Origin of the sequence: Ciceribacter sp. T2.26MG-112.2 (assembly GCF_900492205.1) — a bacterium.
In the GTDB taxonomy this organism is placed as follows: Bacteria; Pseudomonadota; Alphaproteobacteria; order Rhizobiales; family Rhizobiaceae; genus Allorhizobium; species Allorhizobium naphthalenivorans_A.
On sequence record NZ_UEYQ01000005.1, the window covers coordinates 130462 to 148409 of the forward strand.

A 17948-nucleotide genomic window follows, 5' to 3' on the forward strand; every position below is an offset into this window, starting at 1 on the left:
CATGGCCGAACTCGACATCGCGGCGCTTGCCAATGCGCTCCAGGAAGCGGCGGCGATGGAGATCCTGCCACGCTTCCGCAAGCTCGGCGACGGTGACGTGCGGATGAAAACCGAGGCCATCGACCTCGTCACCGAGGCCGACGAGGCCGCGGAGGAACTGATCCGCCAGCGCGTGACGGAGGCCATGCCGGACGCCGTGTTCATCGGCGAGGAGGCGGTCGCTTCAGACCCGGCTTTGCTCGACCGGATCGCCGATGCCGATCTTGCCGTGATCGTCGATCCGATCGACGGGACGTTCAACTATGCGGCCGGCCTGCCGCTGTTCGGCGTGATGCTGAGCGTGGTCGCCAAGGGCGAGACGGTCGCCGGCATTATCTATGACCCGATGGGCAATGACTGGCTGATTGCAGAAAAGGGCTCGGGCGCCTGGATGTGCGGCGCAGACGGTTCCCAGGCGCAGGTGGCGGTCGCACCCGCCGTGCCGCTCGACCAGATGGTCGGCATCGCCGCACTCACCTACATGGACACCGCGGCCAAGCGGCAGATCCTTGCCAATCTCGCCGAGGTCAGGCTGTTCACCAGCTACCGATGCTCGGCGCATGAATACCGCACCTTCGCCGCCGGCCATCTGCATTTCCTGATGTACAAGAAGCTGATGCCCTGGGACCACCTGGCCGGTACGCTGATCTCGCAGGAGGCCGGGGCCCATGTTGCCCGACTCGACGGTTCGCCCTACCTGCCGCACAATTTCGAAGGCGGCCTCCTGCTCGCGCCGGACCCCGAAAGCTGGCAGGAGTTGCGCGACAAGGTGTTCACGCTCTGACAGTGAAATCTCGACGTTAAAAAACCCGCACAGCCTGAGCCGTGCGGGTTTTTTCTTTTCCGAACGCGATTGTCAGGCCGCTCTTGAAGCGATCCGACCCGAGCCGGACGGGCCGTCGAGCCGGAAGCGGGACAAGGCATCGTTCAGCGTCTCGGTTTCGCCGAAGACCGAATGGACGGCCGCCGTCGTTTCCTCGACCATGGCGGCGTTCTGCTGGGTCACCTGGTCCATCTGGTTGACGGCGGTGTTGATCTCCTGCAAGCCGACCGACTGTTCCTGCGACGACGTGACCATGGCACGCACATTCTCGTTGATCGTCAGGACATGATCACCGATCTGCTTCAGAGCTTCGCCGGTGCGGGTGACGAGTGTCACGCCGGACTGGACATGCGCTTCCGAGCGTTCCAGCAGGGTCCTGATTTCCTTCGCCGCGGCGGCCGAGCGTTGGGCGAGTTCGCGCACTTCCTGAGCAACGACGGCAAATCCCTTGCCGGCTTCGCCGGCGCGGGCGGCTTCGACGCCGGCGTTGAGCGCCAGCAGGTTGGTCTGGAAGGCGATGTCGTTGATCACGCCGATGATCTGGCCGACCTGGTTGGACGAGGATTCGATCTCGCCCATGGCGGAGACGGTGTCTTCGACGATCACTGCCGACCGGCCCGCGACAGCGGTCGCCTCGCCGACCATGCGGCTGATTTCTTCGGCGCGGCGGTGGGCTGCCTTGACCGTCGTGGTGATCTGATCGAGGGCGGCGGCGGTTTCCTCGAGCGAGGCTGCCTGTTGCTCGGTGCGGCGCGACAGGTCGTCGGTCGAGCCGCGGATTTCCGATGTGCCCTGCCGGATGTTGTCGGAGCTTTCGGCAATCGTGCCCAGTGCTCCCGCGAGTGTTTCCATCGATCGGTTGAAATCCTGCCGCAGGGTCTCGAGCGCGCCGGAGAACGGAACCTCGATGCGGAAGGAAAGGTCACCCTTCGCCAGGCTGTCCAGCCCGCGGGCCAGGGCGTCCACGGCGATTTGCAGCCGGTGTGCCTGTTCGGCCTTTTCGGCTTCGGTGCGCTCACGTTCCTGCTCGCTGGCCGACCGGTTGTCGTCGGCTTCGTGCTCGAGTTCGATATTGCGCAGGGCCGACTTGCGGAAAACGTCAACCGCATCCGCCATGGAGCCCAGTTCGTCGGCACGACCGGCATAGGGCACCTCGGTGTTGAGGTCGCCGCGGGCCAGGAGACCCATATAGTCGGTCATCCGCGCCAGCGGGCGATAGACCATCGGCTTGCTGATCAGGGCGATGGCACCGGCAATCAGCAGCATGAGGGCAAAGACGCCCGCCGCCGCCCACAAGCCGGTGGAGGCGATTTCATTGTAACGGGCCCGATCGACCGCGACCACGGCGAGACCGATCGTGTTGTTGGAGAAGTCGCGGACCGGGAAGACGACGCCGGCAAGCGCGCCTTCGGTTTCCGGCATGGTCTCGAAGGTCGTGCGCTTGCCGAGCAGATCGTCGAGTTTGAAGACCTTCGCCGCGTCCATGCCGTTCGGCAAGGTGGAGCCGATCTGCTCCAGACCCTTCGTGCCGACCGCGAAGATGGCGGCGGGGTGACCGGTGCTCTGGGTGAATTTTTCGACGAAACCGCTGTGCAGGCTGAGGCCGAACTCGACGGAGCCGAGATGATTGCCGTCAAGGGCGATCGGTGCCAGACCGCGAATGCCGATGCCGGCCTCGCCGCCTTCCAGGCCGCTCAGGAGTTTCTTCTCGGAATTGACCTGAACGACCGTGGTGCGGAAGCTCGACAGGTCGTCGCCGAACTGCTCCGGCTTGTGGACGCGCAGGAAGGCGATGGCCGGGGGCAGATGAAACTGGAACTGGCGAACGTCGTAGGTGCCCTTCAGGGCCTTGAAGGCGCCGGCGAATTCACCGGCAAGGGCGTCGCGGTCGCCGGCTGCCATGGCTTGCTTGACGCCCTTTTGTTCGGCGGTGAGCAGAGCCAGCATGGTCGCCGCGCGCTGCGATGCGGTCAGCTCGGATTGAAACTGCATTTCGACGCTTGCGAGCTTGTCCTCCATCGCCTGCGAGACAAAGCGGGTGCTGAGCGTCACCACCGTCCCGGCGACGGCGATCGCTGAAATGAGCGCGCCTCCGAAGAGGAGGGAATTGAACTTGGTGCTAATCTTGAGTTTCAACATAAACGGCTCCGGAAAAGGACGGCCAGCGCGAACGGGCGACGAATGCAGTTCTGGTCCAGGCGCAGCGTGCAGATGCAATGTTCGGCGACGCGAACAGTGATCCTGCCCCTGGTGCGGACAGCGATTAAGGGAAGCGGGCGTCATGCCCGAGCGCTGCATGATTCGCTGGAAAAATGGCGACACGGCAGCTCGTGCTAGATTTATGGCACGAGTCGTCTTGAATAACTGTAAATATAGATGAGGAAGCGCGTATCAACGCAAGTGCGTAGCAATGGAAGAGCGTAGCAATACAGGACGGCTTGGCCGGGAAAGACCTTGCGAGCCGCTGCCGGCCCCGTCCGGAACGCTTTCCGGACGGGGCCAATGCCGGGTCGTCAGACGGCGGGGTTCTGCTGGCGGAACAGCACACCACGCTCGCCGATCAGGACGAAGACGAGGCCGATCACCGAGACGATGAAGTATCCGGCGACCATCGGCAGGGCCGTGCCGTCATAGGCCTGGCCGATCGCAGCCCCGATCAGCGAGCCGCCGACGGTTCCCATGAAGCCCAGAACGGACGAGGCCGTGCCGGCGACATGGCCGAGCGGTTCCATGGCGAGCGAGTTGAAGTTCGAGCCGATCCAGCCGAACTGGAACATGGCGAGCGAGAAGAACACCATGAACAGCAGGAAGGGCATGGGCTGCGGCCCGAGCACCTGTGCCACCAGCCAGACGAAGTTGATGGCGATGAAGCCGATCAGCGAGGCATGCGACAGGCGACGCATGCCGATCCGGCCGACCAGCCTAGCGTTGACGAAGGACGACAGCGCCATGAACAGCGCCACACCGGCAAAGGCGGCGGCAAACCATGCGCCGAGATCGTAGATCCCGACATAGACCTGCTGGGCGGAGTTGATGAAGCCAAATAGCGCGCCGAAGATGAAGGTGCTGGCGATCGTGTAGCAGAGCGCGATCCGGTTGGTGAGCACGATGCGAAAACCCTGGTAGATCGACGCGGCGGTGAACGGCCGGACGTCATCGGCCGTCAGTGTTTCCGGCAGGCGGGCATACATCCACAAGCCGACGACCATGGCCGACACCGCCATGAAGACGAAGATCCAGTGCCAGTGGCCCATGAACATGATGACCTGGCCCGTTCCCGGCGCGATCACCGGGATGACCATGAAGACCATCATGATGAGCGACATGACCTCCGCCATCTGCCGCCCGCCATAGACGTCGCGGACGATGGAGACGGTGATGACGCGGGTGGCGGCCGAGCCGATGCCCTGGATGAAGCGCAACAGGAGCAGGGCGCCGAAGGACGGGACGAGGACCACGGCAAGTGATGAAACGATGTAGATGGCAAGACCGAACAGCATGGGACGACGCCGGCCGAAGCGGTCTGCGATCGGGCCATAAAAGAGCTGTGCGACGCCGAAGCCGATCAGGTAGGCGGAGACGACATATTGGCGGTGGTTCTCGTTGACCACATTGAGTGCACTGCCTATCTGCTGAAGCCCCGGCAGCATGATGTCGATGGCGAGCGCGTTGAGCGACATCAGGAAGGCCATCATGGCGATGAATTCGACCCGGCCCATGCCCCGCAAATTGGCGGGCGCCGGCTGTAACGATGTAGACATGGCTCAATATCCAAAACAGAGATAAGGCGTTGCTTGGGGCAACGCCTTGAAAAAGTTGATTGAATGACGAAATCCGCTAAAAGGCGGATGACGGGTCAGGCAGCGCCGCGAACGGCGACGCCCTGGTCCTCGAAATGCTTCTGCAATTCGCCGGCCTGGAACATCTCGCGGATGATGTCGCAACCGCCGACGAACTCGCCCTTGATGTAGAGCTGCGGAATGGTCGGCCAGTTGGAAAAGTCCTTGATGCCCTGGCGGATCTCGTCGTCGGCGAGCACGTTGATGCCCTTGTAGTCGACGCCCACGTAATCGAGGATCTGGACGACCTGGCCGGAGAAGCCACACTGCGGGAACTGCGGCGTTCCCTTCATGAACAGCACCACGTCGTTGCTCTTCACTTCATTGGCGATAAATTCCTGGGCGCTCATGGGATATCCTTTCACATGCGGTTTCAAGGGCCGCTGTCTCAATTCTGCATTCTAAATAGCAAGCAGTCGCCGTCTTTGCCAGAGCGCAAATTCGCATGACTGGCCTGCGCGGCTCAGCGCGTCCGCTGGCGGCTGCGATTGGCCGCCGTGCGCCGGCGACTGACCTGCTTCTTCGCCGGCTTGCGCGGGCGGCTCGTCTTCCTGACGAAACGTCCGGTGGTGGCCGAGCGCGCCTGCCGCTTGCGGCGGCGCGTCGTGCCGCGGCCCGTGGTCTTCTTCAAAATTTCCTTGAGAACACCCTTTACGACGTTGTCGATCACTTCCTTGACGAGATCAGCCATCTGCCGTTTCCCTGGCGCTTCAGTCCGGAATGGAGGTCTGGAGGGCGAGCGCATGCAGTACGCCGCCCATATTGCCCTTCAGGGCGTCATAGACCATCTGGTGCTGCTGCACGCGCGACTTGCCACGAAAGGCCTCCGCCACAACTTCGGCCGCATAATGATCGCCGTCGCCGGCGAGGTCGCGGATGACCACCTTGGCGCCGGGAATACCCGCCTTGATCAGGTCTTCGATGTCACCGGGTTTCATAGCCATGTCTGCTTCTCCTGCGTATGCGAAGCACCGCCTCAGGCGATGCTGCCTTCCATGAAGCGAGGGAACCACGATTCATGCGCCGAGCGCAATTCCTCAATTGCGACGGGACGGGCGTCGCCCAGCACGACATTGTTACCGCCGGTGCGGCCGATCCACGGGCAGAAGACGCCTGCGGCTTCGGCGCGCATCTGGACCGCATCGACATTGTCCTGGGTGACGGTCAGCACGTAACGGCCCTGGTCTTCGCCATAGAAGACGGCGATCGGATCAGCGTCGTTGAGCGCGTTGATGGTGGCGCCGATGCCCGAGGCCAGGGCCATTTCGGCGACGGCCAGCGCCAGGCCGCCCGACGAGCAGTCGTGGACCGCGGTGGCGAGACCGTCCTCGATCAGGCCGCGGACGAAGTCGCCCACTTTCTTTTCATGGACGAGATCGACATGCGGTGCCGGGCCGTCGGTGCGGCCGTGGATATCGCGCAGGTAGACCGACTGGCCGAGATGGCTGCCCCAGCCCGATGGTGCGCCGGCGAGAAGCACGGCCTCGCCCTGCGCGGCAAAGCGGATGCGGGCCATCTTGGCCCAGTCCTTCATGAGACCGACGCCGGCAATGGTCGGGGTCGGCAGGATGGCCTGGCCGTTGGTCTCGTTATAGAGCGAGACATTGCCCGAGACGATCGGGAAGTCGAGCGCCTTGCAGGCCTCGCCGATGCCCTTGATTGCAAAGACCAGCTGGCCCATGATCTCCGGCTTTTCCGGATTGCCGAAATTGAGGTTGTCGGTGGCCGCCAGCGGCAGGGCGCCGGTCGCGGTGATGTTGCGCCAGCATTCGGCTACCGCCTGCTTGCCACCCTCGAACGGGTCGGCCTCGACATAGCGCGGCGTGACGTCGGACGAGAAGGCGAGCGCCTTTGTCGGATGGGTGTCGACGCGCACGACACCGGCATCGCCGCCGGGAAGCTGCAGCGAATTGCCCTGGATCAGCGTGTCGTACTGTTCATAAACCCAGCGGCGCGAAGAATTGTTCGGCGAACCGGCCAACTGAATGAGCGCATCGGCGACATCGACCTGCGGAACGTCGTTTTCGGCCAGCGGCGCCGGGGTCTTCGGCTCGACCCAGGGGCGGTCGTATTCCGGCGCCTGGTCGCCGAGATCCTTGATCGGCAGGTTGGCGACTTCCTCGCCCTGGTGGATGATGCGGAAGCGCAGGTCGTCGGTGGTGTGGCCGACGATGGCGAAGTCGAGGCCCCACTTGACGAAGATCGCCTTGGCGACTTCTTCTTTCGAGGGTTCAAGCACCATGAGCATGCGCTCCTGGCTCTCCGACAGCATCATTTCATAGGCCGACATGCGTTCTTCGCGTACCGGCACCTTGTCGAGGTCGAGCTCGATGCCAAGGTCGCCCTTGGCGCCCATTTCCACCGCCGAGCAGGTAAGGCCGGCGGCTCCCATGTCCTGGATGGCGATGACGGCGCCGGTCTGCATCAGTTCGAGGCAGGCTTCCAGCAGGCACTTTTCGGTGAACGGGTCGCCGACCTGAACGGTCGGGCGCTTTTCCTCGATCTGCTCGTCGAATTCGGCCGATGCCATGGTCGCGCCGCCGACACCGTCGCGGCCGGTCTTGGCGCCGAGATAGACGACCGGCAGGCCGACGCCCTTGGCTTCCGACAGGAAGATGGCGTTCGACTTGGCGAGACCCGCGGCAAAGGCGTTGACCAGGATGTTGCCGTTGTAGCGCGGGTCGAACTCGACCTCGCCACCAACCGTCGGCACGCCGAAGGAATTGCCATAGCCGCCGACGCCGGCAACGACCCCGGTGACGAGATGGCGGGTCTTCGGATGATCCGGCGCGCCGAAGCGCAGCGCGTTCATCGCGGCGATCGGACGGGCACCCATGGTGAAGACGTCGCGCAGGATGCCGCCGACGCCGGTCGCCGCGCCCTGGTAGGGCTCGATGTAGGACGGATGGTTGTGGCTCTCCATCTTGAACACGACGCAATCGCCGTCGTCGATGTCGACCACACCGGCGTTTTCGCCGGGGCCCTGGATGACGCGCGGACCCTTGGTCGGCAGCGTCTTCAGCCATTTCTTCGACGACTTGTAGGAGCAGTGCTCGTTCCACATGGCGGAAAAGATGCCGAGTTCGGTGAAGGTCGGTTCACGACCGATCAGGTCGAGGATCCGCTCGTACTCGTCAGGCTTCAGCCCGTGGGAAGCTACGAGTTCGGGGGTGATCTGGATCGTGTTGGGGATCGTCATCGCTGGTCCTGGATAGCCTGCCGGAAATCGGGGTTTGGGCGCTTCTTAGCGCATGTGGGGCAATGGTGCGACAGGAAAAATGCGGGCGGCACCCGCGCAGTGCCAATCCCTTGCAGTGAGGCCGCGCCGCCCGACCGCCGGTTCGCTCAAGCGATGCTGTCGTAGCCGGCGCTGCCGTTTTCCAGAAGGCGTCGCAGAATGGCGAAACCGGCGCGGACCTCATCGCGCTGTTGCGGCGACGAGAAGCTGATGCGGGCACGATGCAGCACCTTTTCCGAGCGCCCGGCCTTGAACTCGTCCTCATCGTCGATCAGCACGCCTTCGGTGAGGGCCGCATTCTTGAAGGTACCCGACAGCCAGGGCTCGGGAAGCGCCAGCCACAGGAACGGGACGGCGGGGTGGGAAACGAAGTCGAAACCGGAAAGATAGTCCCGCGCCAACGTCTCGCGTGCCGCGATTTCTTCGGCGCAAAGGGTTCGAATGCGAGGGGCGTCGCCCGACAGCACGAGGCGCGCGCAGAGCTCGGCGAGAAGGAAGGGCATGCCGCCGGTCATCATCTTGTGGGCGATGCGTACCCGCTGGGCAAAATGCGGCGGGCAAGCGACCCATCCGCCGCGCACGCCGGCCGCAACCGATTTGGACAGGCCGCCGACCATGAAGGTGCGCTCGGGGGCCAGTTTCGCGAGAGGCGGCAGCGGCTGCGGCGACATGGCGCCGTAAAGGTCATCCTCGATCAGCCAGACGCTGTAGCGGCGGGCGATATCGACGATCGCGATGCGCCGATCGAGGGGCAGGGTGGCCAAGGTCGGGTTCTGCGCCGACGACATGAGGAAGGCGACCTTGGGATGTTGCTGGGCGCAGACGCGTTCGAAATCCTCGGGGATCACCCCGTGACCGTCGCTGTCGACGAGGATGGTGCGGCGTCCGGCAAGGCCTGCGGCGCGGCTCACCTGGGAATAGGTGTGGTGCTCGAACACGACCTTGTCGCCCGGTGACGTCACGGCGGCGATGACCGCCATGATGCCGGCATGGGCGCCGAGCGTGGGAACGATGTCGCGCGGTGACGGCGCCCAGTCGCCCTTGCTCAGCCAGCGGGCGCCGGCGGCGAACCAGTGATCGGGGAAACTGCGCGTGTAGCTGGCGATGTCAGTCGGATGTTCGCGAAGGATCGCCGCGATATGCGTCTGCAGATAGGCCCCTTGGCCGACGTCCGGTGCGGCCGTGCTGTCGAAGCGGATCTTGCCCGGTGGTGGCGTGATCGGCCGGGTGCCGACGAGGGCAGCCGTCACCGGATCGAGATTGGCCTCAGGCGCGACATGATGGGTGTCGCGCACGAAGGTGCCGCGTCCCACCTCGCCGCTGACCAGACCCCTTTCGTGGACCAATGCATAGGCGCGGCTCACCGTGCCAATGGTGATGCCGAGATCATAGGCCAGGTTGCGCTGCGGTGGGAGCTTGGCCCCCGCCGGCAGCGCGCCGCCGGTGATTGCCGTTTCGATCTGGTCGGCGAGCCGGACATAGATCGGGCCATTGCCTTGCTGGAGGTCGGGGAGCCAATTTGTCATCATGACAATGCAATACATTGTCTCGAAAGAACGGTCAATATAAGTCGATTGTATCGAATTAAGCTACAAAATGGGCCCCAATGTGATGGATTCAGCGCGCTACATCAGATCAATTGATACAATGTACCCGGACGGTTTCGTTCGCGAGAGTTTGTTTCGTTCCTCCGGCGACCTATTGGCCCCGGCGGAGCGGCCGGCGACATTTCTTGCGCGCCTGTGGCTGATCCTGCGCCATTGGCGAATGAAACGGGCAGGTCGGATGGCCCTCCATGAACTGACCGACGATCAGTTGCGCGACATCGGTGTCACCCGCGTGCAGGCCGAGCAGGAAGTGCAGAAGTCGCGGCTATTGATGCTGTGAACGGACACCCGATCCATGGCGGAGACCGGCAGTATCGGTCAAAGGACCAATCGGGAGTTTCCTCAACTGCGGTCAGTGCGAAAAGCCGTCAGAACTTGTAGGCGAGCGAAAGACCGGCGTGACTGATGCCGTCATTCGGGTCGCAAAGGTCGGCATTGGAGGAGTGGTCGATGGATGCGACGATGTCGAGCTTTTCGTTCAGGCGAAAGCCGGCCGCGGCATATTCACGGAACATCAGGCTGCAGCCAAGCTTCGGGCCGCTGGATCCGTCATCTTCATTGTCGCCATTGTGGACCGTACCACCGAAGCCGAGGTCGATATAGAAGCGATCGGTGACGTCGACGGTCCAGTTGAGGCCGGCGAAAACCTGGCTGGCCTCACCCGCTGTGCTGATCGTCGCGCCGGCATGGATCCGCGGACGCAGGATGGTGTCCTGCCAGGTGGCGGCATTTGCCGAATCCAGCGGATCGAAGTAAAGGGCGACGGTCGGGAAGAAGCCCGGCTCAAACGTGCTGCGGGCCTGGACGGAGCCCAAGACGCCGGCGCGGACTTCCTTGATCGACCAGTCGGCCGCAACTGCGCTTTGGGGGAGCAAGGTGCCAGCGGCCAGCAAAGTCAGAAGCACGGTTCGGCTCAGGCAGGCGGTCTTGCTCGGCATCATGTCCACGCACTCGGATTCGGGTGAAATCGTGGCAGACGCTAGCACACGATTTTGTGAACCGCGATGGCCAATATGTCACGCATGGCCGGTATTTTCGTCGTAGAAGCCCGTTCAGCAGCCCCTTGCCCCGCCCGACCATCGACGGACATCGGCGGCGATGCGCGGCGCGACCGGCTCGTTCATCATCGGGCCGAATGCGTCGAGCCGCGCAGGCCTGCCTTCGGCCTGGACGACGAGCAGGGGGCGGATGTCGCTCGAGCCCTTGCGCACGAGAAGAATGCGCGGCTTGCCGGAAAAGGAGTTGAGCTCGGGCGCCATGGAATAGGCCCTGAAGGCCGGATCACCGGACTTGATCCAGCAGTTGTTCGCGCCGACGGCCACGCGCTCCATCACGTCGAGCGCCGATTGGCCCTGGGCCGGCTTCGTCTTCGGCTCGGACTGGCAGGAGGCGAGGGCCAGCAAGGGCAGGGCAAGAATGCAGAGGGCAGGGCGCATGCGGGGTGCTTTCCGGTTAAGAGCCCGGCCTTCTATCATCGGTCTGGTTAAGCGGCGATTACGTCGAGGGCGGAGGCGAAGATGCCGCGGCCGTCATTGCCGCCATGGGCCGCCTCGATCAGGTTTTCCGGATGGGGCATCATGCCGAGCACATTGCCCTTGTCGTTGATCACGCCGGCGATATCGTTGATCGAGCCGTTCGGATTGGTGCCCTCGGCGTAGCGGAAGACCACCTGGCCATTGCCTTCGATCGTCTTCAGCGTCTCGGCGTCGGCGAAATAATTGCCGTCGTGATGGGCGACCGGGCAGCGGATGATCTGGCCCTTGGCATAGGCGCGGGTGAAATCGGTCTCGGCGTTGACGACCTCGAGTTTGATTTCCCTGCAGACGAACTTCAGCGAGGCGTTGCGCATCAGGGCGCCGGGCAGGAGGCCCGCCTCAAGCAGGATCTGGAAGCCGTTGCACACGCCGAGCACCTTGACGCCGCGTTCGGCGGCAGCCTTGACGGCCTGCATGACCGGCATCCGCGCGGCAATCGCCCCGCAACGCAGGTAGTCGCCGTAGGAGAAGCCGCCCGGAATGACGATCAGGTCGACGTCCGGAAGGCTCGTTTCGGTCTGCCAGATGGTGACCGGTGCATGGCCCGAAATCTTCGTCAGCGCAGCGATCATGTCGCGGTCGCGGTTGAGGCCAGGAAGTTGCAGAACGGCGGATTTCATGGGTGGGACTCAAACCTTGCTTGTGCTTCCTGGAGCTCCCGCAGCTCCAGGCGATTTTCGATGCGATCGAGGCGGTCGAGGACCTGCGTCATCGTTCCGCGCATATTGTTGAAATCGCCTTGCAGGAGATGCATGTAGTTGCGAAGAGAGGCAATGTCCTGACGCGTATCGCGCTGACCATCCTTGATCGTCGTGATGTCGGCTTGCAGTTTCCGCAAGATTTCGAACATCAGTTCCTGTGTCTGGTCAGCCATCCCATCGCTCCTTCAACCTTCAGGCGATGGCGATAGTATAGTTCTCGATGACGGTGTTGGCGAGGAGCTTTTCGCACATGGCTTTCAGATCGGCCTCGGCCTTGGCCTTGTCCGAACCTTCCAGTTCGAGATCGAATACCTTGCCCTGGCGGACATGGCCGACGCCTTCGAAACCGAGTGCGCCGAGCGCGCCCTCGATCGCCTTGCCCTGGGGATCGAGAACGCCGTTCTTGAGGGTTACTGTCACGCGTGCCTTGATCACTCTTAAAGTCTCCCTGGGCTTGTTACTTTACCAGCACCGGGCCGGTGCCGCGCAGCGGCTCGTTTTCGTTGATGATGCCGAGGCGCTTGGCCACTTCCTGATAGGCTTCGAGCAGGCCGCCGAGATCCTGGCGGAACCGGTCCTTGTCGAGCTTTTCATGCGTCTCGATGTCCCACAGCCGGCAGCTGTCCGGCGAGATTTCGTCGGCGAGGATGATGCGCATCATGTCGCCTTCATAAAGACGGCCGCATTCGATCTTGAAGTCGACGAGCTGGATGCCGATGCCGAGGAAGAGGCCCGACAGGAAGTCGTTGACGCGGATGGCGAGCGCCATGATGTCGTCGAGCTCGGCCGGATTGGCCCAGCCGAAGGCGGTGATGTGCTCTTCCGAGACCATGGGGTCGGCCAGCGCATCGGATTTGTAGTAGAACTCGATGATCGAGCGCGGCAGCACGATGCCTTCGTCGATGCCGAGGCGCTTGGCCAGCGAGCCGGCGGCGACGTTGCGCACGACGATCTCGAGCGGGATCATCTCGACTTCCTTGATCAACTGCTCGCGCATGTTCATGCGGCGGATGAAGTGGGTCGGGATGCCGATCTTGTTCAGGTGCGTGAAGAGATATTCGGAAATGCGGTTGTTGAGAACGCCCTTTCCGTCGATGACTTCGTGCTTCTTCTTGTTGAATGCGGTTGCATCGTCCTTGAAGAACTGGATCAGCGTGCCGGGCTCCGGACCCTCGTACAGGATCTTGGCCTTGCCTTCGTATACACGGCGGCGACGGTTCATGACTGGTTTTTCTCTGTTGTTGGCGCCACGCATCGGGGCGCAAGTGGATCGTTGAAGCGGTCCCTTAGCGGAAAAGCCGGGTTTTCACAATGCAACAGTTGTCGCCCCGACCGAATTCGTCGAAAGCAAGGCTTCGCTTGGAGATTCGACCAAGTTTGCATTGCACTTTGTACCGCCTTTTGATTAATGGGTGAACGGAAACCGCACGGTGGCGGGATAATTTGGGAGACGCAGATGAGCGGCATGAGTGATCGCGAAAAGGCATTTGAAAACAAGTTCGCGCACGATCAGGAGCTCCGTTTCAAGGCCGAGGCGCGGCGCAACAAGCTGCTGGGCCTCTGGGCCGGTGGCCTGCTCGGCAAGGCCGATCTCGATGCCTATGCGAGGGAAGTGGTCGCTTCCGATTTCGAGGAAGCCGGCGACGCCGATGTGCTTCGCAAGGTGAGCGGCGACCTCAAGGACGGCGGCGTTGCGATCACCGACGAGGAAATCCGGGCCAAGATGCAGGAATTCCTCGCCCAGGCGGTGGAGCAGATCCAGGGCGAGTAATCGCCGACAAACTATTTCTACATGCCGGGCGCCTTTGCGCCCGGCCGATCTGGTTGCTGCCCGCCGCGCCATTCCTGGCGCCGAATGAAATCGGGTGCCCCGCCAAACCCGATGGGCGGCCGGGCCGTAACCTCGCACGGCAGTGCAGCCGAGCATGCGCAGCCAGCGCCCATGGCCGATGTGATCCGCCACTCTCCCCAAAGCTGATACCGAAATACCGTTTCTGATGAGCGATCACCGAAAACGTCGCGCGAGAAGCTGTGCGCCGGTTGGATCAGAGGCGGTTGAGGAACTGGGCGAAGACCATCGTGCCTTCCGGCCAGGGGCCGTGGCCGGATTCGGCATTGATGTGCCCGGATTCCCCGGCATCGACCAGCAGCGAGCCCCAGGCATTGGCAATATCGTCGGCGTGTTCGAAGCTGCCGAAGGGATCGTTGCGGCTGGCGACGGTGAGCGACGGGAAAGGTAGCGGTTCGCGCGGGTAGGGACCGAAGGTCATCAGGTGCTTCGGCCGAATCGCCGGATTGGCGACGTCCGGCGGAGCGACCAGAAAGGCGCCTGCCACCTTGTCGGCGATCTGCGGCACCGCATGGATCAGGGTCGGCACACCGAGCGAATGGGCGACGAGCACCACGGGCCGGGTCGATGCATTCACCTCTTCGATCAGGCGGGCAACCCAGTCTTCGCGCACCGGTTTCGACCATTCGGCCTGTTCGACGCGGCGCGCGGTCGATAGCCGCAACTGCCAGCGCGTCTGCCAGTGATCGGGGCCGGAATTGGTGTATCCCGGAATGATGAGAATGTCGGCGTCGGATGCTTTCATGTCGCCTTATCTGCTGTCGACAGCGCTTTGCGTCAAGGGCGCGGTTGCCTCCATCATGCGAATTTGTCTCTAGGTCGCCGCGATCAGTGCGACGGTCAGGACGCTGGCGAAGACGGTGGCCATCAGGGCGATGAAGCGATGGCGGATGCTGGCGCAGACGGCGTCGTTGCCGGCGTCGAAATCGAAACGCTCCATGACGATCCGCTCGATGGGGATCCCGGCTTGAAGCAGGATCGCCACGGCGCTCTCCATCATCGGCGGCGGACCGCAGACGAAAGCGGTGGTCTCGGCGGGCGCAAGCCCTCGCAGCAGACGCGATACATGCTCGCGGCGACAGGTACCGGATTCACAGTCGTCACCGCCATCGGTGTCGGCCAGATAGATCGCTTCGAAGTCCAGCCCTTCCATCAGGGGCAAAATCTCGCCGCGTGCGATGTGATCCGCTCGGCTCCGCGCGGCGGCGATCAGACGGATAGGCCTCCTGTCGCGCGCATGGGAAAGCTCTCCAAGCAGGCTCATCACCGGCGCGATGCCGATGCCGCCGGCCAGCAGCAGCAGAGGTCCGGGTCCGGTTTCGTCGAGCGTGAAGCTGCCATGCGGCCCGTCGACGCCGACCGGCGTTCCTGGGGCAAGGCGAGGCACCGCTGCGGTCATGTCGCCGGCATTGCGGATGAGGAAGCGCAGGCGCGGCAGATCGGACGGGGCCGACGCGATGGAGAATGGATTGTCGGTAACGGTATGGCGCCGGCCAATGGCCAGCCAGGCGAACTGGCCGGCCGCGAAGGTGAAACGCTCAGGGCGCTTCGTCGTCAACACCAGTTCGGCCACCGTCGGGCTCAGCGCGCGGGCGGATTCGACCTTGAAGCCTGGGCGGAAGGCATGGATTGGTCGCAGTACATAGACCACGAGGAGCGATGAAAGCGCCAGCAGAGCGACCAAGAGGATGGCGGTTGCGCCGAACGGATCGGCCATGAACCGCGCGTGGGTGAAGGCGTGTTGCAGTGAGAGTGCGACGAGAGCCACGGCCAGCAGACCGTGGCCGATCCGCCAGGCCTGGTAGGGAATGATCCGCCCGCGCAGGTGTTTGCCGGTGATGACGAGAATGACGGCGAGCCCGGCGGCGACAATGCCGGTTCTCAGATCCGGCGTCGTCATGTAGGCGACAAGCCTCTGCCACATGACGTCAAGGCTGCCGTCCCGGCCGCGAAAGAGGAAGAAGAAGACGTGCAACAGGATCATCCACAGCGCGCCCTTTGCCGCCAAGCGGTGAAAGCCCATGGTGCGGTCGAGGCCGATCCGACCGGAGATCAGCTCGAAACGGCCGGATGTGGCAAACTGCATCATGAACATCGCCAGCGCAGCGACGCCGGTGGCCCGCGCAAGAACGGGGTAGACCGTCGGAGAATTGAGGCCGCCGCTGAGAGATGCCAGCAGAACAGGGCCGGCCGTCAGGATCAGGTAGAGGACTGCGAGCGATCGGGCTGAGAAGGCCCATGGTCGCTGCTTGGCCGATTGTGCCATGATCTCCCCTGTTCCACCCGGTGCCGCGCATCGATCGTGCATATAGGATCTTCGATATGTCGCCGATAGTTGCCGGTGAAGCCGCGCCAAGTCAACGTGACACCTTGTGCCGGTCGCCGGGAACCATAGCAGCGGATGGACGTTACCCTGCACCTTGCCCAGGGAGTGAGCGATGGCCGATCGCGTGAATGTCTTTTCCCGTTTTGCCTCAGCCGTGTCGGAATGGTCCGGTCGTCCGGCCATCTTTTTCGCCGCGCTCGGCGCGCTGATCCTCTGGGGGCTGACGGGGCCTTATTACGGTTACTCGAGCACGTGGCAGACGCTCGCCAGCACCGGCGCCACGCTCATTACCTTCCTGATGGTGTTCATCCTGCAAAATGCGCAGATGCGCGACACCCGCGCCATCCAGACCAAGCTCGACGAATTGATCCTGACGAGCCAGGGCGCCGAGAACCATTTCATCGGCATCGAAAGCCTCGACGAGAACGAGCTGAAGAAGCTCAACCGGCTATTGGCGAAAGCGGCCGCGGCGGACGGCGATGCGCGCGGCGAGCGGCTCGAGGAGGTCGAGCGCCATGTCGAGGAGGCGATGGAGCAAGAGGGCGCCGAGGAGAAGAGGGAAAAGGCCGCCGAGTCGGCCGAAGCCTAGGAGATTTCTCTTCGAATGCGGTACCAGAAGAAGCCGACCGGCATGCACGTGCATGCCGGTCGCGAGCTTGAGGATCAGCCGAAGACGCGCCTGAAGATCGTGTCGACGTGCTTGGTGTGGTAGCCGAGGTCGAATTTTTCCCGGATCTCTTCCTCCGAAAGCGCGGTGCGCACTTCCGGGTCAGCGAGCAGTTCTTCGAGGAAGTCGGCACCCTTTTCCCAGACCTTCATGGCGTTGCGCTGCACGAGGCGGTAGCTGTCCTCGCGGGAAACGCCGGCCTGGGTGAGCGCCAGGAGGACGCGCTGGCTCATCACCAGGCCCTTGAACTTGTTCATGTTCTTCAACATGTTTTCCGGGTAGATGACCAGCTTCTCGATGACACCGGCGAGCCGGTTCAGGGCGAAGTCCAGCGTGATCGTCGTGTCGGGGCCGATGGCGCGCTCGACGCTCGAATGGCTGATGTCGCGCTCGTGCCAGAGCGCAACGTTTTCGAGCGCCGGCACGACTGACATGCGCACAAGGCGGGCAAGGCCGGTCAGGTTTTCCGTCAGGACCGGGTTGCGCTTGTGCGGCATCGCCGACGAACCCTTCTGGCCCGGCGAGAAGAATTCTTCCGCTTCCAGCACCTCGGTGCGCTGCATGTGGCGGATCTCGATCGCGACATTCTCGATCGACGAGGCAATGACGCCGAGGGTGGCGAAGAACATGGCGTGGCGGTCGCGCGGGATGACCTGGGTCGAGACCGGCTCGGGCACGAGGCCGAGCTTTTCGCAGACATGCTCCTCGACGCTGGGGTCGATATTGGCAAAGGTGCCGACGGCGCCGGAGATGGCACCGGTGGCGATCTCGGCGCGGGCGGCGACCAGGCGGGCGCGGTTGCGGCTCATCTCGGCGTAGAAGCGGGCAAAGGTCAGGCCCATGGTCGTCGGCTCGGCATGGATGCCGTGGCTGCGGCCGATGCGGACCGTGTCCTTGTGTTCGAAGGCGCGGGTCTTGAGCGCCGTCAGAACCCGGTCCATGTCCGCCAGCAGCAGGTCGGCGGCGCGCACCAGCTGGATGTTGAGCGTGGTGTCGAGCACGTCGGACGAGGTCATGCCCTGGTGGACGAAGCGACTATCCGGGCCGATGAATTCGGCGAGATGGGTGAGGAAGGCGATCACGTCGTGCTTGGTGACGGCCTCGATCTCGTCGATCCGATCGACGTCGAACTTCGCCGCGCCGCCCTTTTCCCAGATGGTCCGGGCGGATTCCTTCGGGATGACGCCGAGTTCGGCAAGCGCATCGCAAGCATGCGCCTCGATCTCGAACCAGATGCGGAACTTGGTTTCGGGAGACCAGATGGCGACCATTTCAGGCCGGGAATAACGCGGGATCATCGGACGTTCTCACTTTACGGCTGGAG

At 63.2% G+C, this 17948-nt stretch carries 20 protein-coding genes; 4 read left to right on the forward strand and 16 right to left on the reverse strand.

What is annotated here, in order from left to right:
- Position 1 precedes the first annotated feature (1 nt).
- The gene (locus DYZ14_RS10270) at positions 2-823 is read left to right on the forward strand and encodes an inositol monophosphatase family protein (RefSeq protein WP_154720583.1); all 822 of its coding nucleotides are present in this window, start codon (positions 2-4) and stop codon (positions 821-823) included.
- Between the two features lie 72 nt (positions 824-895).
- Here DYZ14_RS10270 and DYZ14_RS10275 read toward each other — a convergent pair whose 3' ends face one another.
- The 7 genes from DYZ14_RS10275 to DYZ14_RS10305 all read right to left on the reverse strand — a co-directional run bounded on the left by DYZ14_RS10275 (position 896) and on the right by DYZ14_RS10305 (position 9465).
- Positions 896-2998: a methyl-accepting chemotaxis protein gene (locus DYZ14_RS10275; RefSeq protein ID WP_195949899.1), complete on the reverse strand. Its 2103-nt coding sequence runs from the start codon at positions 2996-2998 to the stop codon at positions 896-898.
- Between the two features lie 377 nt (positions 2999-3375).
- Positions 3376-4581, reverse strand: a complete 1206-nt coding sequence (locus tag DYZ14_RS10280; RefSeq protein ID WP_154720777.1) for a multidrug effflux MFS transporter — start codon at positions 4579-4581, stop codon at positions 3376-3378.
- Between the two features lie 137 nt (positions 4582-4718).
- A complete protein-coding gene (gene grxD, locus DYZ14_RS10285) occupies positions 4719-5051 on the reverse strand; it encodes a Grx4 family monothiol glutaredoxin (protein ID WP_154720585.1) in 333 nt (110 codons plus the stop codon).
- 113 nt (positions 5052-5164) lie between these two features.
- On the reverse strand, positions 5165-5392 hold the full coding sequence (locus DYZ14_RS10290) for a hypothetical protein (RefSeq protein WP_154720586.1): 228 nt from the start codon (positions 5390-5392) through the stop codon (positions 5165-5167).
- 19 nt (positions 5393-5411) lie between these two features.
- Positions 5412-5645 (reverse strand): BolA/IbaG family iron-sulfur metabolism protein, encoded by a 234-nt coding sequence (locus tag DYZ14_RS10295; RefSeq protein WP_028735353.1) that lies wholly within the window; start codon positions 5643-5645, stop codon positions 5412-5414.
- Between the two features lie 32 nt (positions 5646-5677).
- A complete protein-coding gene (gene purL, locus DYZ14_RS10300) occupies positions 5678-7900 on the reverse strand; it encodes a phosphoribosylformylglycinamidine synthase subunit PurL (RefSeq protein ID WP_154720587.1) in 2223 nt (740 codons plus the stop codon).
- A 146-nt stretch (positions 7901-8046) separates the two neighbouring features.
- Positions 8047-9465 (reverse strand): aminotransferase-like domain-containing protein, encoded by a 1419-nt coding sequence (locus DYZ14_RS10305; RefSeq protein ID WP_154720588.1) that lies wholly within the window; start codon positions 9463-9465, stop codon positions 8047-8049.
- A 121-nt stretch (positions 9466-9586) separates the two neighbouring features.
- Between DYZ14_RS10305 and DYZ14_RS24560 the strand changes: the two genes are divergently transcribed.
- On the forward strand, positions 9587-9826 hold the full coding sequence (locus DYZ14_RS24560; protein ID WP_269749450.1) for a DUF1127 domain-containing protein: 240 nt from the start codon (positions 9587-9589) through the stop codon (positions 9824-9826).
- A gap of 88 nt (positions 9827-9914) precedes the next feature.
- On the opposite strand, the gene DYZ14_RS10315 is transcribed toward DYZ14_RS24560, so the two are convergent.
- The 6 genes from DYZ14_RS10315 to purC form a co-directional block, all read right to left on the reverse strand.
- A complete protein-coding gene (locus tag DYZ14_RS10315) occupies positions 9915-10487 on the reverse strand; it encodes an acyloxyacyl hydrolase (protein WP_154720589.1) in 573 nt (190 codons plus the stop codon).
- Positions 10488-10598: 111 nt separating this feature from the next.
- Positions 10599-10982, reverse strand: a complete 384-nt coding sequence (locus DYZ14_RS10320; RefSeq protein WP_154720590.1) for a hypothetical protein — start codon at positions 10980-10982, stop codon at positions 10599-10601.
- Between the two features lie 47 nt (positions 10983-11029).
- The gene (gene purQ, locus DYZ14_RS10325) at positions 11030-11701 is read right to left on the reverse strand and encodes a phosphoribosylformylglycinamidine synthase subunit PurQ (RefSeq protein ID WP_154720591.1); all 672 of its coding nucleotides are present in this window, start codon (positions 11699-11701) and stop codon (positions 11030-11032) included.
- Positions 11698-11955 carry a hypothetical protein gene (locus DYZ14_RS10330; RefSeq protein ID WP_154720592.1) on the reverse strand — a complete coding sequence of 86 codons (258 nt, stop codon included), beginning with the start codon at positions 11953-11955 and terminating at the stop codon, positions 11698-11700. The genes purQ and DYZ14_RS10330 overlap by 4 nt, the downstream gene beginning before the upstream one ends.
- 19 nt (positions 11956-11974) lie before the next feature.
- Positions 11975-12217: a phosphoribosylformylglycinamidine synthase subunit PurS gene (gene purS / locus DYZ14_RS10335; RefSeq protein ID WP_154720593.1), complete on the reverse strand. Its 243-nt coding sequence runs from the start codon at positions 12215-12217 to the stop codon at positions 11975-11977.
- A 22-nt stretch (positions 12218-12239) separates the two neighbouring features.
- Positions 12240-13004, reverse strand: a complete 765-nt coding sequence (gene purC / locus DYZ14_RS10340) for a phosphoribosylaminoimidazolesuccinocarboxamide synthase (protein WP_115669323.1) — start codon at positions 13002-13004, stop codon at positions 12240-12242.
- Between the two features lie 234 nt (positions 13005-13238).
- On the opposite strand from purC, the gene DYZ14_RS10345 reads away from it, so the two are divergent.
- Positions 13239-13553, forward strand: a complete 315-nt coding sequence (locus DYZ14_RS10345; protein ID WP_154720594.1) for a DUF1476 domain-containing protein — start codon at positions 13239-13241, stop codon at positions 13551-13553.
- Positions 13554-13827: 274 nt separating this feature from the next.
- Here the strand turns inward: DYZ14_RS10345 and DYZ14_RS10350 are convergent, their stop codons facing one another.
- Positions 13828-14376, reverse strand: coding sequence for an alpha/beta hydrolase (locus DYZ14_RS10350; RefSeq protein WP_154720595.1), 549 nt, complete (start codon positions 14374-14376; stop codon positions 13828-13830).
- Between the two features lie 69 nt (positions 14377-14445).
- A complete protein-coding gene (locus tag DYZ14_RS10355; protein WP_195949901.1) occupies positions 14446-15897 on the reverse strand; it encodes a ferredoxin reductase family protein in 1452 nt (483 codons plus the stop codon).
- 172 nt (positions 15898-16069) lie between these two features.
- On the opposite strand from DYZ14_RS10355, the gene DYZ14_RS10360 reads away from it, so the two are divergent.
- On the forward strand, positions 16070-16546 hold the full coding sequence (locus DYZ14_RS10360; protein ID WP_154720597.1) for a low affinity iron permease family protein: 477 nt from the start codon (positions 16070-16072) through the stop codon (positions 16544-16546).
- Positions 16547-16620: 74 nt separating this feature from the next.
- On the opposite strand, the gene purB is transcribed toward DYZ14_RS10360, so the two are convergent.
- Positions 16621-17922, reverse strand: a complete 1302-nt coding sequence (gene purB / locus DYZ14_RS10365; RefSeq protein ID WP_154720598.1) for an adenylosuccinate lyase — start codon at positions 17920-17922, stop codon at positions 16621-16623.
- Positions 17923-17948: the final 26 nt, after the last annotated feature.

Coding starts and splice junctions, on each gene's coding strand:
- DYZ14_RS10270 (WP_154720583.1), top strand. CDS start 2: ATGGCCGAACTCGACATCGCGGCGCTTGCCAATGCGCTCCAGGAAGCG.
- DYZ14_RS10280 (WP_154720777.1), bottom strand. CDS start 4,581: ATGGGCCGGGTCGAATTCATCGCCATGATGGCCTTCCTGATGTCGCTC.
- grxD (WP_154720585.1), bottom strand. CDS start 5,051: ATGAGCGCCCAGGAATTTATCGCCAATGAAGTGAAGAGCAACGACGTG.
- DYZ14_RS10290 (WP_154720586.1), bottom strand. CDS start 5,392: ATGGCTGATCTCGTCAAGGAAGTGATCGACAACGTCGTAAAGGGTGTT.
- DYZ14_RS10295 (WP_028735353.1), bottom strand. CDS start 5,645: ATGGCTATGAAACCCGGTGACATCGAAGACCTGATCAAGGCGGGTATT.
- purL (WP_154720587.1), bottom strand. CDS start 7,900: ATGACGATCCCCAACACGATCCAGATCACCCCCGAACTCGTAGCTTCC.
- DYZ14_RS10305 (WP_154720588.1), bottom strand. CDS start 9,465: ATGACAAATTGGCTCCCCGACCTCCAGCAAGGCAATGGCCCGATCTAT.
- DYZ14_RS24560 (WP_269749450.1), top strand. CDS start 9,587: ATGTACCCGGACGGTTTCGTTCGCGAGAGTTTGTTTCGTTCCTCCGGC.
- DYZ14_RS10315 (WP_154720589.1), bottom strand. CDS start 10,487: ATGATGCCGAGCAAGACCGCCTGCCTGAGCCGAACCGTGCTTCTGACT.
- DYZ14_RS10320 (WP_154720590.1), bottom strand. CDS start 10,982: ATGCGCCCTGCCCTCTGCATTCTTGCCCTGCCCTTGCTGGCCCTCGCC.
- purQ (WP_154720591.1), bottom strand. CDS start 11,701: ATGAAATCCGCCGTTCTGCAACTTCCTGGCCTCAACCGCGACCGCGAC.
- DYZ14_RS10330 (WP_154720592.1), bottom strand. CDS start 11,955: ATGGCTGACCAGACACAGGAACTGATGTTCGAAATCTTGCGGAAACTG.
- purC (WP_115669323.1), bottom strand. CDS start 13,004: ATGAACCGTCGCCGCCGTGTATACGAAGGCAAGGCCAAGATCCTGTAC.
- DYZ14_RS10345 (WP_154720594.1), top strand. CDS start 13,239: ATGAGCGGCATGAGTGATCGCGAAAAGGCATTTGAAAACAAGTTCGCG.
- DYZ14_RS10350 (WP_154720595.1), bottom strand. CDS start 14,376: ATGAAAGCATCCGACGCCGACATTCTCATCATTCCGGGATACACCAAT.
- DYZ14_RS10355 (WP_195949901.1), bottom strand. CDS start 15,897: ATGGCACAATCGGCCAAGCAGCGACCATGGGCCTTCTCAGCCCGATCG.
- DYZ14_RS10360 (WP_154720597.1), top strand. CDS start 16,070: ATGGCCGATCGCGTGAATGTCTTTTCCCGTTTTGCCTCAGCCGTGTCG.
- purB (WP_154720598.1), bottom strand. CDS start 17,922: ATGATCCCGCGTTATTCCCGGCCTGAAATGGTCGCCATCTGGTCTCCC.